General features: G+C 66.8%; 15 protein-coding genes and 2 tRNA genes. 7 read left to right on the forward strand and 10 right to left on the reverse strand.

Annotated elements, in window-relative coordinates; all coding sequences use genetic code 11:
* The first annotated feature begins 85 nt into the window (after positions 1-85).
* Positions 86-898 (forward strand): nuclear transport factor 2 family protein, encoded by an 813-nt coding sequence (locus tag OG804_RS16745; RefSeq protein ID WP_328387593.1) that lies wholly within the window; start codon positions 86-88, stop codon positions 896-898.
* Between the two features lie 197 nt (positions 899-1095).
* Positions 1096-2097: an AurF N-oxygenase family protein gene (locus OG804_RS16750; RefSeq protein WP_328387595.1), complete on the forward strand. Its 1002-nt coding sequence runs from the start codon at positions 1096-1098 to the stop codon at positions 2095-2097.
* A gap of 55 nt (positions 2098-2152) precedes the next feature.
* On the opposite strand, the gene OG804_RS16755 is transcribed toward OG804_RS16750, so the two are convergent.
* Positions 2153-2884, reverse strand: a complete 732-nt coding sequence (locus tag OG804_RS16755; protein ID WP_328387597.1) for a TetR/AcrR family transcriptional regulator — start codon at positions 2882-2884, stop codon at positions 2153-2155.
* A 517-nt stretch (positions 2885-3401) separates the two neighbouring features.
* On the opposite strand from OG804_RS16755, the gene OG804_RS16760 reads away from it, so the two are divergent.
* Positions 3402-3584, forward strand: coding sequence for a hypothetical protein (locus OG804_RS16760; RefSeq protein WP_328387599.1), 183 nt, complete (start codon positions 3402-3404; stop codon positions 3582-3584).
* Positions 3585-4070: 486 nt separating this feature from the next.
* Here the strand turns inward: OG804_RS16760 and ligA are convergent, their stop codons facing one another.
* From ligA to OG804_RS16780, 4 genes are all read right to left on the reverse strand, one after another.
* A complete protein-coding gene (gene ligA, locus OG804_RS16765; protein WP_328387601.1) occupies positions 4071-6062 on the reverse strand; it encodes an NAD-dependent DNA ligase LigA in 1992 nt (663 codons plus the stop codon).
* Between the two features lie 116 nt (positions 6063-6178).
* Complete coding sequence (locus tag OG804_RS16770; protein WP_328387603.1) at positions 6179-6619, reverse strand: nitroreductase family deazaflavin-dependent oxidoreductase; 441 nt, start codon at positions 6617-6619, stop codon at positions 6179-6181.
* 654 nt (positions 6620-7273) lie between these two features.
* Positions 7274-7347, reverse strand: a tRNA-Met gene (locus OG804_RS16775).
* Positions 7348-7627: 280 nt separating this feature from the next.
* Positions 7628-7701: transfer RNA gene (locus OG804_RS16780), tRNA-Met, on the reverse strand.
* A gap of 560 nt (positions 7702-8261) precedes the next feature.
* Between OG804_RS16780 and OG804_RS16785 the strand changes: the two genes are divergently transcribed.
* Complete coding sequence (locus OG804_RS16785; protein ID WP_328387605.1) at positions 8262-8597, forward strand: transglycosylase family protein; 336 nt, start codon at positions 8262-8264, stop codon at positions 8595-8597.
* A gap of 152 nt (positions 8598-8749) precedes the next feature.
* On the opposite strand, the gene OG804_RS16790 is transcribed toward OG804_RS16785, so the two are convergent.
* Positions 8750-11746 (reverse strand): UPF0182 family protein, encoded by a 2997-nt coding sequence (locus OG804_RS16790; RefSeq protein WP_328387607.1) that lies wholly within the window; start codon positions 11744-11746, stop codon positions 8750-8752.
* A gap of 181 nt (positions 11747-11927) precedes the next feature.
* Here OG804_RS16790 and OG804_RS16795 point away from each other — a divergent pair, with 181 nt between their 5' ends.
* Entirely contained in the window at positions 11928-12521 is a 594-nt protein-coding gene (locus OG804_RS16795) for a PPA1309 family protein (protein ID WP_328387609.1), read from the forward strand.
* 107 nt (positions 12522-12628) lie between these two features.
* On the opposite strand, the gene OG804_RS16800 is transcribed toward OG804_RS16795, so the two are convergent.
* Both OG804_RS16800 and OG804_RS16805 read right to left on the reverse strand, forming a co-directional pair.
* A complete protein-coding gene (locus OG804_RS16800) occupies positions 12629-13654 on the reverse strand; it encodes a YlbL family protein (protein WP_328387611.1) in 1026 nt (341 codons plus the stop codon).
* Positions 13655-13756: 102 nt separating this feature from the next.
* Entirely contained in the window at positions 13757-13987 is a 231-nt protein-coding gene (locus OG804_RS16805; protein WP_328398451.1) for a mycoredoxin, read from the reverse strand.
* A gap of 121 nt (positions 13988-14108) precedes the next feature.
* Between OG804_RS16805 and OG804_RS16810 the strand changes: the two genes are divergently transcribed.
* Together OG804_RS16810 and OG804_RS16815 are read left to right on the forward strand one after the other, a co-directional pair.
* Entirely contained in the window at positions 14109-16238 is a 2130-nt protein-coding gene (locus OG804_RS16810; RefSeq protein ID WP_328387613.1) for an ATP-dependent DNA helicase UvrD2, read from the forward strand.
* Between the two features lie 665 nt (positions 16239-16903).
* A complete protein-coding gene (locus tag OG804_RS16815) occupies positions 16904-17185 on the forward strand; it encodes a WhiB family transcriptional regulator (protein ID WP_328398453.1) in 282 nt (93 codons plus the stop codon).
* A 165-nt stretch (positions 17186-17350) separates the two neighbouring features.
* Here OG804_RS16815 and OG804_RS16820 read toward each other — a convergent pair whose 3' ends face one another.
* Both OG804_RS16820 and OG804_RS16825 read right to left on the reverse strand, forming a co-directional pair.
* Positions 17351-18694: an ABC1 kinase family protein gene (locus OG804_RS16820; protein ID WP_442941547.1), complete on the reverse strand. Its 1344-nt coding sequence runs from the start codon at positions 18692-18694 to the stop codon at positions 17351-17353.
* 82 nt (positions 18695-18776) lie between these two features.
* The gene (locus tag OG804_RS16825; protein ID WP_328387615.1) at positions 18777-19640 is read right to left on the reverse strand and encodes a hypothetical protein; all 864 of its coding nucleotides are present in this window, start codon (positions 19638-19640) and stop codon (positions 18777-18779) included.
* Positions 19641-19756 lie beyond the last annotated feature (116 nt).

Raw genomic sequence — 19756 nt, forward strand, 5'->3', positions numbered from 1 at the left:
TCACAAGCAGGCAGGCGGAAGCCTCCTTGCGATCTGTAGAACGTGTTCTACTATGGGCCCGAAATCCGCTCACCGAGGAGTCGCCGTGCCGCTGGATCCGACCGCCACGCAGTTGCGCGAGGCCGTGCTCGCATCGCCCCGGGCCGTGGCCGCACACGACCGTAATGCCTGGGTGGGACTCTTCGCCGGCAGCGCGGTGGTCAACGATCCGGTCGGCTCGGCCCCGCACACCGGCCCCGACGCGATTGCACGGTTCTACGAGACCTTCATCGCCCCGAACGACATCGTCTTCGATGTGGCACACGATTTCGCCGAACCCGCCACGGTGTTACGCGACCTCACCATCACCATCACGATGTCGACGGGCGCCCGGGTGCGGGTGCCGATGCATCTGCGCTACGAGGTGGTCGAGGAGGAGGGCGCGCTGCGAATCGGATATCTGGCGGCTTACTGGGAGCTCCTCCCGATGGTCGCGCAGCTCATGGGGACGGGGCTCGCGGGTCTGCGGGCCGGCGTCCGGCTCGGCGGCCTGCTGCTGCGCAACCAGGGCGTATCGGGCCTGACCGGGATGGCCCGGGCGTGCACCGGAATCGGCGGCGCCGGTAAGCGGATCGCGAACCGATTGTGCGTCGCGGCGGCCACGGGCGATACCGCGACGGTGACCGAACTGACCGGTCACCGGGATACTGTGCGGCTGTGGTCGGGCGCGGCCGTCACGCCCGCGGAATTGACCGTGCGTGCCCGCGGCCTGCGGCAGGGCAAAACGCTGGCGGCCGGGCGCTCGGTGACGGTGAGCGCCGACCTCCCGGAAGGACCGGCACTGCTGATCCTCGACTTCCACCCGACTCGGAACCGCATCGAAACGCTGCGGGTGCACACCGGCATCGTCGCGAGCTGACCCGTCGGGCCGATCCGGCGGTATCACCCGTTCGCGACCTGGTGTCGCGGCAGATCTCGCCCACCGCGCATGCCATCCCACCGCCTCTCGCCGGGGCACGCTCGAGTACCGTCCCGCCGTGCCCTATTTACTGAGACTCGGAGTCCCGGTAAATTCGACCGTAGAGAGATATACGCCGAACGCACGAGGAGGCATCGATGACGCCGTCGACTCTGCCGCGGGCTCCCAAGCTGGACGCCCGGTACCGCGAAATGCTGGAAACGCTGTCCGAGGGGTCGGTACACCGCCGCTTCGACCCGTACCTCGATATCGATTGGGATGCTCCCGAACTCGCCCTCGACCGCAACGATCCACGGTGGATCCTGTCCCCCGACTACGACCCGCTCGGCGCCACCCGCTGGTATCGCGAGCTGCCGGTCGAGAAGCAGATCGAGATCGGGCGCTGGCGGATCGCCAACGCGATCAAAGTGGGCGCGGCCTTCGAAACGGTGCTGATCCGCGGGATGATGCAGTACATCGCGAAACTACCCAACGGTTCACCGGAATTCCGCTACTGCATGCACGAGATGACCGAAGAGTGCAACCACATCCAGATGTTCCAGGAGCTGGTGAACCGGATCGGCGACGATGTCCCCGGCATGCGGCCCATCTTCCGTGCACTCTCACCCTTCATAGGTGTGGCCGGCGGGTACGCCCACGTCGTCCTGTTCCTGGGAATCCTCGGCGGTGAGGAACCGATCGACCATTATCAGAAGGCGATGATCCGCAACGGCGCGAACCTGCCGCCGCTGGTGGTGCGAACCATGGAGATCCATATCGCCGAGGAGGCGCGGCACATCTCGTTCGCGGGCGAATTCCTGCGTGCCCACATCGCCAAGCTCGGCCCGGTCCCGACCGCGCTGTGCGGGGTCTCGTTCCCACTGGCACTGCGCTGGCTCGCCGGGGAGATCATGGCGCCGCCGCCGGAATTCGCGCGACGTTTCGATATCCCGCGCGCGGTCGTCAAGGAGGCGTTCTGGCGCAGTCCGCACGCCCAGCGGATCCTGTCCGGCTACTTCGGCGATATGCGCACCCTCGCCGATGAGCTCGGCCTGATGAACCCGGTCACCACCCGGCTGTGGAAGGCGCTCGGGATCGCCGGCGACCGCTCGCGCTACCGCAGCGAACCGGAACGCCGGGTGCGGGCCTCGGTGGCCTGACCCGGTACGGCCGGGCCGACCGACGACGTTCGGCCCGGTTGGGACGGCGACGGGCTCATATCCCGCCTTCGCGCAACCCGGCGACGACCTCCGCGAGTTCCCGGTCGGGGTCCACCGAGGCGCCGACCGTGCGGGCCGTACCGTCGAGGACGTACCACGCGTAGTCGGCCAGGTCCGCGACCACCTCCGCCCGCGTCCGGTTCGTCCCCGGATCGGCGACCCATGCCGCGAGGACGCCTTCGACCATCGTCACGACGGCGAACGGCACCGGCTCCAACGCCGCCGCGTCCACGCCCACGATCCGGGCGATCGCCTCGATCAGTTCACGTGACCGTTCCGAAATCCGGATCTTCAGACTGGAGATCGCGTCGACGGAATCGGGGCCGCCGGCGGGCGGCCCGTTGCGCGCGAACGCGGTGAGATTCGGGTGGTCACCCATCCAGTCCGCGACCGCACGAACGGTCCGCGTGATGATCTCGCGGACCGATCCCGAGGACACGTCCAACTGCGCGTCCAGCACCGACCCCAGATCATCGATCAGATACGACCGGATCCGCCGGTCCAGGTCTTCCCGGCCGCTGAACTGCCGATAGACCACCGATTTGGCCACCCCCGCCCGCTTCGCGATCTCCAGCACGGGTACATCCGCACCCAGCGGCTTCTCCTCCAGGAGTTCGACCGCGGCGCGCAGGATCCGCAACTGCCGCTCGGTATTGTGCGGCTCCCAGCGCGCCTCGTAGCCATTGACAGCCCCCGGAATCCGCGACCGCGACGACGCCACCGACATGCCCGGCAGTCTACTCAGCACAGCCGTGTCCGGCGGCCGGTCGCCGGAGACCGGGGCCGAGCAGCGATTTCTTCACGGAGATTTCATATGCCGGAACGTTCTGCACGATCAAATGAAAGTACATTTACACAGGCATTAATTCGGGATTGCGCACGCACATTACGCAATACATTCGCCATATTTTACAAACCGGTCGTTATGTCGATGCTGGGCGAGCGGACGCTTGGGGGAACATCCAAACCCGTTCTTGCACAGACACTTCCAGAATACCTGCGACCAGGGGTTTGTGCTCCGTACAAATCGCCGGAATCTGTGTCGCGACGAATATGTGGGCAGCTTGATCGAAAAACGCTAGAATTGCGGCACATTGGTACCGGGCGGGTCCGGCGATCTGCTGTCACTACGTTGCTCGGTCGCGGGAATTCCTTGCGACACCGGTTACGGGGGCGGCGCAATCGGAGCAGCGTACGAATACACGCGGTGATCCGCCGGCGCACCACGCGTACAGGAGGCAAGGATGCCCGACAACACCGGCCCCGAGGAGAACGACGTGGAACACACCGCCGAGCACGCACCCGTGATCTGGCCGGAGCCCAGCCGGCTGGATTCCTGGTGGCGTGACATCATGACCGACCCGGCCGCGGCGCAGGCGGCCGGGGAACCCGAACCGGTTCCACCGAGCCTCACCCGCAACGGCTGACCGCCGAGAAAGGCCATCGGCCGAACCCCGCGCCGCAGGCCCGCAACGGTCGTCGCGAGTTCGGTGTCGAAACCGAATCGATACCGGGCACCAATTCGTTCACCATATTCACCGGCCACCCGAACAGCAGTGCGTGCTCGACAACCGTGCGCACCACACCGATCATCACCACGCCGACGCTGCGCCCGCGAGACACTCGCGGACAGCGGCCGCACCCGGATCGGCGGGCACCCGACAGGTGACGATAGCGAAGCCCGCATGGCGGCTTCACCGCGCGCGATCACCGCTACGAACATGTCCGCGGTAAACCCCGGACGCCTTCCGTGCTCGGGCGCGAGCCGATCCGGAGCACTCGGTCGTCGCAGGGGTGGACCTCGAGCTCATATAGTGATGCGCCTTTTCGTCGAGTACCCATATCGGCCCGGCGACAACCATCACGGTCACGACCACGGCCGCGGTCCGCAAGTGGTGGGCGCTGTACCGAGCTCAGATGAGCTCGGCGTCGATCAGTAGGTTCCAGATCTCGCCCTGGTCGACGACCTCGACGCCGAGCTTTTCCGCCTTGGCCAGCTTGCTGTCGCCCACTCCCGCACCCGTGATGAGCATGTCGGCGTTCGCCGACACCGAGGACGCTGCCGTCGCGCCCGCTTTCTCGCACAGGCGCTGGAACGTCGGGCGGGCGACCTTCTCACCGGAACGCGGGTCGCTGATAGCACCGGTGATCACGACCGTCTTGCCTTCCAGTGGGGCACCGGCCGCGACGACCGGCGGCAGGTCTTCGGCGCGCACGTCCAGGCAGACGCCCGCGGCGCGCAACCGCTCCAGTTCCGGACGCAGGCGAGTGAGGTGCTCGACCAGCGAGGCGGCGACCTTCGGCCCGATATCCTCCACCGCCACCAGTCGTTCCGCGCCGGCGTCGGCGACTTCCTCCAGGGAACGGAACCCCGCCCGTGCCAGGCGAGCGGCGGTGCCCTCGGAGGCCATCGGGATCGCCAGGCCGATCAGCGCGCGGCGCAGGCCGACCCGGCGGCCGGCATCGATGGAGTCGATCATGCGCGCGGCCGATACCTCGCCGATCCGATCGAACTCGAGCAGGCGTTCGGTGGTCAGCGTGTAGAAGTCGGAAGGGCGCTCCAGGACGCCCGCCTCGGCCAGGCGTTCGATCCATACCTGCCCGATGGCGTCGATATCGGCCGCCGCACGCGATGCCCAGTGGATCAGCCTGCGCACCGTCTGCGCCGGGCACGAGACGTTGGTGCAGAACAGTTCCCGGCTGTTGCCCTGCTCGGTCACCGGCTGCGCGCACGAGGGGCAGGCGGTGGGCGACACGATCTCACGTTCCTCGCCGGTACGCCGGGATGCGTCGAGTACACCTGCCACGAACGGGATCACATCGCCCGCCCGGCGCACCAGCACCGTATCGCCGACCTTGATATCGCGAGCTCGGATCACCTGCTGGTTGGCCAGCGTGGCCTTCGTGACCGTGGTACCGCCGACGAACACCGGTTCCAGCCAGGCGACCGGGACGATCTTGCCGGTCTTGCCGACGTCCCAGACCACATCGTTGAGCAACGTGGTCTTCTCCTCGGCCGCGAACTTGAACGCCAGCGCGCCACGCGGGCTGTTGGACCGAGTGCCGGCGGCGGCGTAGGCGTCACGGTCGGCCAGCCGCAGCACCGCGCCGTCGATATCGTAATCCAGGTCGTTGCGGCCCTGCTCGATCGCGGTGATCGCCGCCTGCGCCTGTTCCGCGGCGGCGCAGACCTGCATCCGGGCACCCGCGACCCCCAGCGCCCGCAGCCCCTCTCCCAGGTCGACCGCGGCACCGCCGGCAGAGGTGTCCAGGTCGAAGCCGAAGAACTGCAGCCGACGCTCGGCAACAGTGGCCGGGTCCTTCGCCCGCAGCGTGCCCGCCGCGGCGTTGCGCGGATTGATGAGCGGCTTGTCCGGGTGAGCGGTGTTGTAGGCGAGGAAGGTCGAACGCAGCATCACCGCCTCGCCGCGCACCTCCACCCGCCCGGGAGCGTCGATCCGCTCGGGAACACCGTCGACCAACGCGCGGACCAGCGGGGTCACCTCGTCGCCGGTGGTGCCGTCACCGCGCGTCACCGCACGCACCAGCCGACCGTCCTCGAAGACCAGAGCGAGCGATAAGCCGTCGAGCTTCGGCATCACCACCACCGACCGGCCGGGGAAACGGTCGAAGAAGGACACGACCTGTTCCGGGGTGGTCGCTTTCTCGAGCGACAACATCGGGCGCGAATGCCGGATCGGGGCGTGCAGCACTGTCGGCGCGCCGACCTGCTCCAACGGATTCGGGTCCGGTGCGAGGTCGGGGTTCGCCTCGATCAGACCCCGTAGCTCGTCTTCGAGTCCGTCGTACTCGGCGTCGGCGACCAGCGGCGAGCCCTGGTAATAGGCGTCGCGCAGCACCATGATGCGGTCCGCGAGCTCTTGGATGTGTTCCCCAGTTTCCACAGCATCAGACGCTACCGAGAACCACCGACAACAGGCGAGAACGCTCGGACCGGACACGCCCGTCCCGGTGACGGAACACCATATCTGTCACTCGTGGTCGGCGGCCGTGCCACAGACTAGGCGCCCTCGGTCACGGGAGTCAGCCGGACCAGCGGGATCTCGCGAGTAGTGCGTTTCTGATAGTCACCGTAGACCGGGTAGTCGGCGGTGATCCGGGACCACAGCGGCGCCCGCTGTTCAGCGGACAGGATATGAGCGGTCATCGCCCGGCGTGGGCCGTTGCGGAACGAGACCTCGACGGTCGGGGTGCCGCGGAGGTTGTGGTACCAGGCCGGATGGGTCGGGTCACCGCCGCGGGAAGCCACGATGATGTAGTCGTCACCGTCCACGATCGGCGCGGTCAGCATCACCGATCGCGGCTGTCCGGTCTTGCGGCCGATGGTGGTGAGTTCCAGGGCCGGCATTCCGTAGAACTCGGTTCCCCAGCGGCCGAAGCTGATCCGTAGCAGGGCGCGATGTACGGCGTTGGCGGCCTTCAGGGTGAAATCAGATGGCACGGCAGCTGGTCCTCCGGTTCGCGGCAGTCGGTCCAGCAAACCAGTTCGGATCACCGTTCGGCAACGCGCCACGCATCCTGCGATGTCACGGTGCCGCGACAGTGCCGAAGTCCGGGCGCCCGTCCTGTTCCAGCGCCTCGCCGACCCGAATCCCCTCGGCCCGTGGCGTGTTCCCGGCCGGCAGGACGTCGGCGAAAGAATTCCACCCATGTAATTCACGAGATGTATTCGGGCGATCCCGGATTCGCGCATTCGAAAATATGCCTCGACCTCTGTATTCGAAATACATTCGGGCGTCCGCAGCTTCGATCACCCCTTTTCCCTATGCATTAGCCGAATGATTGCCCCACCACCGAGATCGACACCGATTCGCTCGCCCAACCCGCTCGCCGGGCCGGCCACCGCGCCTACCGGCCCGCGGTATCGCATACCCGACGGGCCGGAACATCGAGCGGCAGCCGTGCGACGGGCGACGGCAGCGCAGAGCTCGGAGAGACACACCGGATACCGCAGGCAACCGCACCCGCAACCGCGGTCAAAGGCCGAGACATAGGACGAGGGGCCACGACAAGGAGCCAATGTCACCCGATGAGGGAGTTGCCGCAGTAGGAAAAAGAAATGGTCCCGGAGATCATCTCCGGGACCATTCGGTAGTAGCGGGGACAGGATTTGAACCTGCGACCTCTGGGTTATGAGCCCAGCGAGCTACCGAGCTGCTCCACCCCGCGTTGGGTATCCCCAACAGTACGCACTGTGGCTCCCAACTCCAAAACATGGCGCTCACCTGGCCTTTTATCAGACCCTGCCATCGACTTGGCTAGTGCGTTGCCCCCAGGGGGTCGGCCTTCATGCCAGGGCTGTCGATCACCGGACACGGCATGGACTGCACCGGATCGTTCAGGCGGAGGCGAGGGCACCAGGGAAGGCGCGAGACAGCCGACACCGGCAATACTGCCGAACACAACGAAGAGGGCCCCGAAACAAAAGTTTCGGGGCCCTCTTCGGTAGTAGCGGGGACAGGATTTGAACCTGCGACCTCTGGGTTATGAGCCCAGCGAGCTACCGAGCTGCTCCACCCCGCGTTGGGTGAAAACAACATTACACACGGCCGGGAAGTTCTACCAAATCACCAGCTCATCCGCGATTTCCGCCGGGATTCCGCCGGATATCGCGACTCCGACCGGCCCGCCCGCTTCCCACCGAGCACGAGACGTCCCCGTGACGGAACCTCCGAGTCCATCTCCGGACCTCCGACGGACCGCCACCGGAACGTTAACGAAGCAGTTGCCGCACATCTCGACCGATATACGCGTGACACGAATTACCATTTTCTGGTGATGCCCGTCACATTTCAGTGTCGTAAAGCGCACGTGTGGGTACGGGAAAAATCCGAGTGTGACCTGGAGTTTTCCACATATTCCCGATTCGCACCAATCGACGTATTGATAGTTATCGATACGTGATCTGACGAGATTTCTTCGTTACCGTCGTTCCCAGGCCCCGACCAACCGGGACGGGCCGACCGAACCGGAGAACACCGGCAACCCTGTCCCACGGTTCGGATCAACCCCGACGCATCACCTGGGGACAGGGGCACGCAGTCGTCATCGCGCTGCCGGTGGGCACAGGGAGGGATTCGCATATGACCAAGACCCGGAAGTTCAGCACCCGCGCCCTCGGCATGACCGCTATCGCCGGAGCTCTCGTTGCCGTCCCCTTCGGTCTTTCCACGGCCACCGCCTCCGCCGACTCGGGCAACTGGGACGCAGTCGCCCAGTGCGAGAGCAGCGGCGACTGGTCCACCAACACCGGCAACGGCTTCTACGGCGGCCTGCAGTTCACCCAGAGCACCTGGGAGGCCAACGGTGGTAGCGGCAGCGCTGCCGACGCCAGCCGCGAGGAGCAGATCCGCGTAGCCGAGAGCGTCCTCGACACCCAGGGCCCCGGCGCCTGGCCGGTGTGCGGTTCGTACCTGTGACACCGCTCGGCGCGTAATCAGCGCGCCGGTACGCAGTGCATACGAAGCGGCGCTGCCATCCACTCGGATGGCAGCGCCGCTTCCGTTCTCCTCCGGCCGCGAGATCGCTCTTACTTCCCGCGAGGCCGCTCTGTTATCCGATCTGCGGCGGGTTATCTCCCGCCGGCATCCTGGTAGGCCTTCACCGCCACCTCCAGCTCGTCGAGCGCCCGGCCGAAGTCCTCGAAGTTGCCGGTCCGCATCGCGGTGCGTACTTCCTCGATCTTGCGGCTCAGTTCCGCCGCGGCGGCGTCCTGCGCGGCCGAACCCGAGCTCACCGGCGGCGCGGTGCCGCCCGGAGTGCTGGTGCCCTGATCCTGAGGCTGCTGGCTCTCCGGCTGCGGCGGCGCGGCCCCGGGACTCGGACGGGTGGCCGGATCACCGCCCGACGGCGTCGCCAGAGCGCCTGAACCCGGTAGTACCTGGTTCAACGCGTCGGCCAGTGTGGAGCCGTAACCGACCTTCACACTCCCCGCCTGATCGCGGTAGCTGACCAGCACCCGCAGCAACTGCGGGAACGTCGCCGTGTTCTGACCCGTATTGCGCTCGTTGTAGAACGGTTCCACATACAAGATGCCGCCGTCGGCCACCGGCAAAGTGAGCAGGTTGCCATATCTGATCTTGTTCGAGTTCGACAGCAGAGTCTTCTCCTGGGAGACCTGCGGAGCCGTCGTCATCGTGTTCTGTGTCTGCTGTGGACCCTGGGTCTGGGTGTCGGTCGGCAACTGCAGAATGCGGAACTTGCCGTAACCGTCCGGGTCGGAGTTCACCGATATATAGGAGGACAGGAACTGCCGGTTGTACCCCACCATGGCACTGGTCAGGTTGAACACCGGCTTGTTCGTCTTCGGGTCACCGAGCAGCACGTAGTACGGCGGCTGACTGGCCGACACACCCTCCACCGTCGGGTCTGCCGGTACCGACCAGAACGCGTTGTTGGTGAAGAACTCGCGCGGATCGTCCACGTGGTACTTGGTGAGCATCTCCCGCTGCACCTTGAACAGATCCTCGGGATAGCGGAAATGCTCGCGCAGCTCGGGGCTGATCTCCTTCTCCGGCACCACAGCGTCCGGGAACACACCCCGCCAGGCCTGCAGAACCGGGTCGGTCGGGTCGGTCTCGTACAGGGTGACCGTGCCGTCGTAGGCGTCGACGGTCGCTTTCACCGAGTTGCGGATATAGCTGACCTCTTTACGCGGCAGCAGCCGGCCGGTCCGCTGATCGACGCTGTCCTCCACGGCCCCTTCGAGCGAGGTGGTCTGGGCGTACGGATAGTTGTCCAGCGTGGTGTAGGCATCCACGATCCATTTGATCCGGCCGTCCACGACCGCCGGATAGGCGTTCCCGTCCGGCGTGAGCCACGGCGCGACCTTCTGGACCCGGTCACGCGGCGACCGGTTGTAGAGGATCTTGGAATCCTCACTGATCGCGGAGGAGAACAGGATGTTGCGTTCGGCGTACTTGGCCGCGAACGCCAGCCGGTTGAACCAGTTCCCGATCGGCACGCCACCGGCGCCGTCATAGGTGAAGCGGGCCTGGTCGGTGTCGTACTCCCGGGCCTGCTGGCCCTCCTTCGTGCCGACGATGGAGTAATCGGGATCGGACTGCGAGATCAGCTCACCGTAGTAGATCCGCGGCTGATCGACCTGGATCCGCTGCTGATCCTTCGGTGTGAACAGGTCGCTGACCAGGAATATCGGATACCCGGAGTCACTGCTGCCGCCCGCGGCGTTCGGATCCTCGGACTGCGGCCGATTCACCCGGTTGGCCGGCGCGGCGACGAAGCCGTTGCCGTGGGTGTAGACCGTGTGCTTGTTGATCCAGTCGGTCTGGTTACCGCTCAGGGTCGCCGGGGAGAGTTCGCGGGCCGCGACGATGTAGTCCTGTATCTGGCCGTTGAGCGAGTACCGATCGATATCGAGTGCCTCGGGGAAACCGTAGAAGTTCTTCAGCTGCCGCAACTGGGTGAACGTCGGCGACAAAATGTTCGGATCCAGCAGCCGGGCATTGGCGATGGTGGCATGGTCCACCGGGACGTTCACCGGGTTCTTGCTGCTCTCACCCTTGTAGTCGACGTACTCGATCTTGTCGTCGGTAATGCCGTAGGCCTGCCGGGTGGCATCGATATTGCGCTCGATGTACTCGCTTTCCTTCTCCGCCGCGTTCGGCCGCACCGAGAACTGCTCCACCATGAGCGGCCAGACGGCGCCGACCAGCACCGAGGAGAGCACCAGCAGCGCCGCCGCCATCGCGGGCACCCGCAGATCACGCAGCACTATCCCGGCGAAGAAAGCCAGCGCGCAGATGATCGCGATGGACATCAGGATCAGCTTGGCCGGCAGCACCGCGTTGATATCGGTGAACGAACCGCCGTTGAAGGTGGGTTCCTTCCGGTTGCTCATCAGCAGCTGGTACCGGTCGAACCAGTACGCGACAGCCTTGAGCAGCACGAACAGACCCGCGATCACCGCGAGCTGGACCCGCGCGGGCGTGGTGAGCACACCCTCCCGACCCGTCAGCCGCAGCCCGCCGAAGATGTAGTGCGTCACCAGATTCGCGACGAACGCGATCACCACGGCGACGAACAGCCAGTTCAGCACCATCCGGTAGAACGGCAGATCGAAGGCGTAGAAGCCGACATCGAGACCGAACTGCGGATCCGTGCGACCGAACGAGCCGCCGTGCAGGAACAGTTGCACCGTGACCCAGTTCGATTGGGCCACCAGACCCGACAACACTCCCAGCAGCACCGGGATACCCAGCCCGAACAATTTCAGCCTGGTGAGCACCGTCGCCCGGTACCGGGCGATCGGATCGCCGGCGCCCGACGTCGGCACGAACACCGGCCGGGTCCGGTACGCGAGCAACAGGGCCAGCCAGACGATCACCCCGACCACGAGCCCGACCACCGCGAAGACCGCGACCCTGGTCAGCAGCACGGTCAGATAGACGTCACGGAAATGGACCTCCCCGAACCACAACCAGTTCGTATAGGTGTCCACGAGCCGGGGCCCTACCAACAGCAGTGCGGCCAGCACCACCGCGGCCAGCAGCAGCAGACGGCTGCGCCGGGACAGCGACGGTAAACCGGCGGGGGGGCGCATGCCCACGATGCCACTCTCCAGGGTCCGGCGGCGAGTGAACCGGTAACGCCACCGGCCGCTGCGCCGCAGTCCGAATTGTTGCGGACGGGTCCGTACGGACCCTCTCCGCCCCACTTTACGGAAAACGGACATGTGCGCGACCGCAGGGTTGGGGCGGTGTCGTTTCGCCGGATGCGAGGATGGTCGGGTGAGCGCCGACCTGCACGCCGAAATCGTCCTTGCCCGTTCCGTCCACGAGGTCGCGGAGTTCGTGGACGGCGAGGGATGGGGTAGATCTCCGCAGATGTTCGCGCTGGTCCGGACCGCGGATCTGGTGGCCGCCGAACCCGCACTGATCGATCAGGTCGACGCCGCCGACGAACTGACTCCGGTCGCCCAGGACCCGCTGCCCGACGAAGTGGCGGGCGGGACGATGCCGCTGGACGAATTCCTGGCGACCACCAGCTGGCCCCCCGCGGTGGCGGGCTGCGTCCTGGTGCAGGAGATCGTGGTGCTCCCGCCGGACGCCGAGAACGATCTGGACGAGGCCCTCACCCCATTGCTGGCCGACGCGGACGCCGCCGACGCGGCGGGCCGGGCCGCTGCCCGGGCCCATCCCGGACGCCGCGACGCCCGGTTGTTCGCGGCCGCGCTGCGTTCGGGAAACAGCTTGTGCCTGTTGCAGTTACGGCCCGCAGAGGATGAAGAATCCACGTCCGACCTGGACCTGCGCACCCATCCGAACCTTGCGCCGAACCTGGTGGAGGCATTGCGGCATACGTTCGAGGACGCCGCCGACTAGCGAAACCGCGGCACGCCCGCGTCGGATAGGCGCGCCGCGCCCGAATCGCATAGGCGCGCCGCGCGCGAACCAGAGGTACCGGCACTCGCGCGGATCCGGCGCGAAGATCAGCCGCAGCTGGGTGCGTCCCGCCCCGCCGACAGATCGTCCAGGGCCGCGACCGCGCCGGCCAATGTCTCCACCCGGACCAGACGCAGACCATCGGGAATCCGCTGACCCGCCTCGTTGCAGTTACCCGCCGGAACCAGGAAGGTCTCGGCACCCGCCTCCCGGGCCGCCATCATCTTGTACTGGATACCGCCGATCGCGCCGACCTTGCCGTCCTCATCGATACTTCCGGTGCCCGCCACGAAAGAGCCGCCGTCCAGGTCTCCGGGACTCAGTTTCTCCACCAATGCCAGACTGAACATCAACCCGGCCGACGGCCCGCCGATATCGGCGAGGTTGAACGCGATGTCCATCGGCGGTGCCGCGGTCTCGGTCGGAGTCAGACCCAGAAACCCCTTCGCCGGATCATCGGGCCGCGCTCCGAGCGTGATGTTCGCGGTCGACTCGGCGCCGTCCCGGCGATACACCACCGACAGCACCGTCCCGGGCGCGTGTCCGGACACCTCGGTCAGCACATCCTGCGGAGTCGAGATCGGCTTGCCGTTGATACTGACGAACTCATCCCCCGGCTGCAGCTGATCCTTGGCCGGCGCCTCGTCGTCCACCTTGTGGACCCGCACCGCCGTCGGCAGGTTCAGCTGATGCATCGCCGCGACCTCGGCATTGCTCTCGGAATTCGTGAACTCCTGCTCGTTCGACTGGTCGACCTCCTCCCGCGACACCCCGGGCGGATACACCTCGGCGCGCGGCACGATGCCGTGCCGGCCGCTCGCCCAGAACCCGAGCGCTTCGAAGATCGTGAGACCGTCCCGCACCGCCACCGTGGTCATGTTCAGGTGACCGTTGGTCCGGTCCACCTCGGCCCCGGACACCTGGACGACCTCCAGACCCTCGACTTCGCCCAGCGTATCGAAGGTGGGCCCGGGTCCGAGCGCGACGAACGGCACGGTGTACACACTGCCCACCACACCGAACAACAGCACCGGGAACAATGCGACCAGGAGCGTGATGATCCGACGATTCACCCGGTCAACACTAGCGATCCGCACCCGCACAATGCGGGACAGGCACGCGACAGGGATCCACGAGATCCACCGGACAGCACCGGCGGACCGATCCCGGCGCGGTCAGGACAGACGCGCGAGCGCCTGCTTCACATCGGCCAGGGACGGATTCGTCGCGGTCGAGCCGTCGGCGAACTTCACGGTCGGCACGACATGGTTGCCGTTGTTCACACTGCCCACGAAATCCGCCGAAGCCGGATCCTGCTCGATATCGATCTCCACCCAGCTGATCCCGGCCTCTTTCAGCTGTGTCTTCAGCCGACGGCAATAGCCGCACCAGGTGGTCGAATACATGGTCAGATCCGGTGTCACATCAGTCACGAACAGAGCAACACCGGCAGGGCTGTGTTTATTGCCCTGCCTCCGGCAGGACGGCGAGGCAACACCGACCGAGGTCGGGAAATACACTGCCCGTGTGCCCGCACTCGATCTGTCCGCCCTGGATCCCGAGCAGGCCGCCGCTGTCCGCGCACCGCGAGGGCCGGTTTGTGTACTGGCCGGCGCGGGAACCGGGAAGACCCGCACCATCACGTACCGCATCGCGCATCTGGTGGCCGCGGGGCAGGTGCGGGCGGATCAGGTGCTGGCCGTCACCTTCACCGCACGTGCGGCGGGTGAGCTGCGCGGACGGCTGCGAACGCTCGGACTGGGCGACGCCGCCACCACAGTGCAGGCTCGCACCTTCCATGCCGCTGCCCTGCGGCAGTTGCGGTACTTCTGGCCGCAGGTGGTCGGCGAGGTGCCGTGGCGAATGCTGGACAGCAAGTTCCCGGTGGTCGCCCAGGCCGCGAACCGGGTCGGCTTGGCCTCGGGCACCGAGAGTGTGAAGGATCTCCTCGGGGAGATCGAATGGGCCAAGTCGTCGTTGGTGGCGCCCGAGGACTACCCCGCCGCGGCCGCCGCGCATCGGCGCGACACCCCCTTCGCGCCCGCTCGGATCGCGGAGGTCTACGCGGCCTACGAATCGCTGAAGACGACACCGGACGGGCTGCTGCTGGATTTCGACGATCTGCTGCTGCACACGGCCGCCGCGTTGGAGGACTATCCGTCGGTCGCCGACGAGTTCCGCGAACGCTACCGCTGCTTCGTGGTCGACGAGTATCAGGACGTCACCCCGTTGCAGCAGCGGGTGCTGGACACCTGGCTGGGGGATCGCGACGATCTCACGGTCGTGGGCGACGCCAATCAGACGATCTATTCGTTCACCGGCGCCGGTCCCGGGTATCTACTGGATTTCTCGCGGCGCTTCCCGGACGCGGCGGTGGTGCGGCTGGAGCGCGACTACCGGTCGACACCCCAGGTGGTGGACCTCGCCAATCGGGTGATCGGGATGGCGCAGGGCCGGATCGCCGGGACCCGGCTCCAGCTGATCGGGCAGCGGGCCGACGGGCCGGACCCCGAGTTCACCGAATACGACGAGCTCGCCGGGGAAGCCGCCGACGTGGCCCGGCGGGTCGAGGAACTGATGGCGAGCGGGACACCGGCCGCCGAGATCGCGGTGCTGTACCGGATCAACGCGCACTCCGAGGCGTACGAGCAGGCGTTGACCGAACGCGGTATCTCCTACCAGGTGCGCGGCGGAGAGGGTTTTTTCCAACGGCCGGAGGTCCGGCAGGCGGTCCAGGAGCTGCGGAAGACGACGGCTCGCGACGATCTGCCCGATCAGTCGAGGTCGGGCGCGAAGCTGGTCAGCCTGACCCGCGCGGCGCTGGCCCCGATGGGGCTCACCGCTTCCGCACCGGCCGGGGCGCAGGCCCGGCAGCGCTGGGAATCGCTGGTGGCGCTCGTCCGGTTGACCGAGGAACTGGTCGAGCACGAGCCCGGTCTGGACCTGGCCGGATTGCTGCGTGAACTCGCCGCCCGGGCGGAGGCACGCCATCCACCGACCGTGCAGGGCGTCACCTTGGCCTCGCTGCACGCGGCCAAGGGCCTGGAGTGGGACGCGGTGTTCCTGGTCGGGCTCACCGACGGCACCCTGCCCATCTCCTACACGCTCAACGGCGACGGATCGGTCGCCGACGTGGCGGCCCTCGAGGAGGAACGGCGGCTGCTCTACGTCGGCGTGACCCGGGCCCGCGTCCATCTCCGGTTGTCGTGGGCGCTGCGCCGCGGCGACGGTGATCGCCGGACGCGGCGCCGGTCACGGTTCCTCGGTGGCCTGGTGCCCGAGAATTCGCCCGCGTCCCGGATCGCCGCGCCACCGCGGCCCGGGGCCGACGCGGACCGGCCGGTGTGCCGGATATGCGGCCGCGCGCTGCTCGATTCGGAGACGCTGCTGCTGCGTCGGTGCAAGAACTGTGTGGGACAACCGGATACGGAACTGCTGAGCGCCCTGCAGGATTGGCGCCGCGAGAAAGCCACCGAACTGGCGGTGGATCCGCGGGGGATCCTGGGGGTGAACACGCTCACCGCCATCGCGGAACAGCTGCCCGAGGACGAGGCCGCTCTCGCCGCGCTGGGCATCGGCGAAAGCAAGATGCGGCAGTACGGGGCAGAGGTATTGGGCATCATCCGATCGCGGCGCCGCGCGATTACTCGCCGATAGCCCGGCAGCGTTCCGCGGATCCGGGGAAAACCGCAGGTAGAAAATAGGTTGTCGACTTCGGCAAGATTGCCTAAGGTGGAAATCGCGCTCGGGAGGGTACATCGACGCGCGAAGTTCCGAATCCGATCACGACGAGTACAGGAGGGAGGCAGACAGATGAACGGCACATTGAACTACGGCTCCATCGCCGTAGCGCTGAATACGCGGCCGTCGGCTGCTTCCCGGGGGTTCCTCGCTATGCAGGGGACCGGCCTGTCCTGCCTCGATGGTGAGCAGACGCGCATTCGCTATTCGCATCAGCCGAACATCGTCGAACCGCAGGACCAGTCCGTCGCGAACTGGCGTCCGGGGGCTGCTTTCGCAGCCGTCGGCTCCGTCGCTATCGATCCCGCAGCAGCACCCGCGGCGGCCGATAAGCGACCGGCAAGCCTTCGCAAAGGACATCCAGCGACCGTGAACAGGCGGCCCCACAGCCGACCAAGGTAGGGATTCACCCCACACCTCCTGGCCACGGGTCGCAGATGCGAAACCGTGGCCAGATTTTTTTGGCCTTCAGCCCACAAGGCGCCGGTTTCGCAGCAACGAACACCGAACCGCTGCACAACAAGCTGAAGGAGAACGACGTGGTCACCACCACCCAGAGCTGGCCGTCGGCCACTACTGATGTGGCGTGTCGCACCGTGGAAACCGATCCCGGGGCCCAGCGGCTTTCCACTCTGCCCTGCCGGGCAGGGGATCCCGACCTCTGGTTCGCCGAGAGCCCGGTCCAGCTGGAACAGGCCAAGTCCCTGTGCGCTTCCTGCCCGATCCGTAAAGGCTGCCTGACCGCGGCCATCGATCGGAGGGAACCGTGGGGCGTGTGGGGCGGCGAGATCTTCGATCAGGGGGTCGTCATCGCCCGGAAACGTCCGCGGGGCCGGCCCCGCAAGGTCGCCAGCTGTGTCTGACAGGCATTCCGCGTCCCGGATGCCCGCGGACACCCACCGACACCGGAAACGAGCCGCTCATCGCTTCGCCGATGAGCGGCTCGTTCGCGTTCGGGGTCCCGAATCCGCACCCACGCGCGAGCCGGAATCGTTGAAGATTCGTAAATGCTTGTGCCGGAGTATCTTTCAGGCGCTGTCCCGTTGCTCGCGGAAACCGGGCAACCAGGTGGCGGCCAACTGCATGAACGGCACCTCGGCGTCGAGCTGGGCACAGATGCCGATCGAACCGCCCAGCACCCGGAAGATCATCACGTATTCGGCCGGCAGCACCATCGCGCGCGCGGTTTTCATCTCCGGCGAGGAGTAGTCGGTCGCCTTGCCCGCGACGCGCTGCATCCAGCGCCGGGTGAAATGGAACGATTCGGAGCGGATCGGATCGGTGAACGGGCGCAGATAGTCCGCGATCTCCGCTTCGGTGAGTGTCCGGCCCGGCAGCACCCAACCGTTCTGGTGCAGGATCTCGGTGAGTTCGCCGTACTCCTCGGCGACCGCGAGCGCGAGGATCCGGCCCAGCAACTCCGGAAAACCACCCGGCAGCGGCGCGCACGCACCGTAATCGATAACGGCCAGCTTCCCTTCCGGGGTGATCATGAAATTGCCCGGATGCGGGTCGGCGTGGAGCAGGCCCACTGTCTCGGGGGACGAGAAATGGAATCGGCCCATCAGTCCCGCCACCCGGTTGCGCAGCGCCCGGGTGCCCTCCGGATCGGCCGCACCGGCGGCGATTATCGCGGAAACCGGTGTGCCGTCGAGCCATTCGCTGACGATCACCTTCGGCGCGCTGGCGACGACCTTGGGCACCACGAATTCCGGGTGACCCTCATAGGCTTTGCTGAACGCCCGCTGGTTCGCGGCCTCGTTGCGGTAGTCCAGCTCTTCCTCGGTGCGCTCGTTGATCTCGGCGAGCAGTGGTTTGACGTCGGCTCCGGGAATCACCTTGGCGAACAGCCCGGTCATCCGGTTCAGGGTCCGCAGATCGGCGCGCAGCGCTTCGTCGGCGCCCGGATACTGCACCTTCACCGCGACCTGACGACCGTCCGACCACACCGCCTTGTGCACCTGGCCGATACTCGCCGAAGCGGCCGGGGTGTCCTCGAAGGATTCGAAACGTTTGCGCCAATCGGTGCCGAGCTGCTGATCGAGAACCCGGTACACCGTCGCGGCCGGCATCGGGGGCGCGGCGGCCTGCAGTTTGGTGAGCGCCTCGCGATAGTGCTCGCCGAACTCCTCGGGTACCGCGGCCTCCATCACACTCAGGGCCTGCCCGAACTTCATCGCGCCGCCCTTGAGCTCACCGAGCACGGCGAACAGTTGTTCGGCGGCTTTCTGGTTCAACTCGGTGTTGATCTCCTTGCGATCGCCGCCCGCGAGCTTCTTGCCGAAACCGACCGCGGCACGACCCGCGACCCCCAGTGGAATCTTGGCCAACTTCGCATTGCGGGACATGGGCCGACGCACGATCTCAGACACTCCCCCATCATGGCCGACAGACGGGCGGGTCTGCCAGGGAAAACCGAAGAGAATTACCACACGACACCAAGTGTGACCGCACTCACAGGAGCTCCGGAGCTTCGGGCCCGAGGCACCCACAGCGGGCGTGCGGCGCCCACGACCGGCGGCTCAGGAAGCGGGAGTCGAGATCCAGTTCGAGGGTTCGGTCGAGTGTTTCCGGCGGGCGGCGCGGCTCGCAGGCGATGATCGTCTCCAGTTCACCGAGCGCCAGCGCGGTCACCGCGGCGATGCCGGCGGGACTGGCGTGACCGGTGCGGCCGAGCAGCTGGGCGGCCAGCCGCGGCCACTCCGCATCGCGATCACACCTGGTCAGATCCGCACAGCGCAGGCAACTGGTGCGGCCCGGGAGGACCAGCGGACCCACCATCCCTTTGCCGTCACGGAGCCGGACGACCAGGTGGGCGATCCCGGCACGGGACAGGTCGCGAACCAGCCGCGGATCGGGTATCAGCGCGTCCGCCAGTACCACCAGATCCGCGGCCCGGGCCCGGCCGTCGAGCTCACCGCGGTAGTCGCGCGACCGATGCGGACGCAGACCGAATCCGCGCAGGCCCACGGTGATGGCGTCGGTGAGTGGGCCGATGCCGTGCACCCGGATCGACCGGACGCGACCGGCCGGGCGGGGCGGATGCACCAGTAGACCCGCGGCGTCGATCACGTCGAACAGGACACCGGCCTGCCCGGGCGCCAGACCGAGCGAGCGGGCCTGCCAGATGATCGTGGGTTTGCTGTTCAGCCCGTCGAGCAGCCGGAGAAAGCCCAGCACCTGCTGGGTCTCCAGACCGGGCGTCTCGCAGAGCACCGCCGTATCGGGATCCCAGCCCAGTTGGACCTGTCCGGTCGAGCGGACCAAGATCGGCACCCGGGGATGCAGGAGGGGGCCACGTGGCCGGAGCGTCGTCATGATGGCAGTATGCGATCGCCGTTGCGGCACAACGGGTTCGCGAGGCGGAGTTATCCACAGGTCCGCGCCTGTGGACAACTCCGTTTGCCGAGGTGGCGGCCTATCGCGCCACGGGT

The sequence above is a fragment of the Nocardia sp. NBC_00416 genome (assembly GCF_036032445.1).
Lineage (GTDB): Bacteria > Actinomycetota > Actinomycetes > Mycobacteriales > Mycobacteriaceae > Nocardia.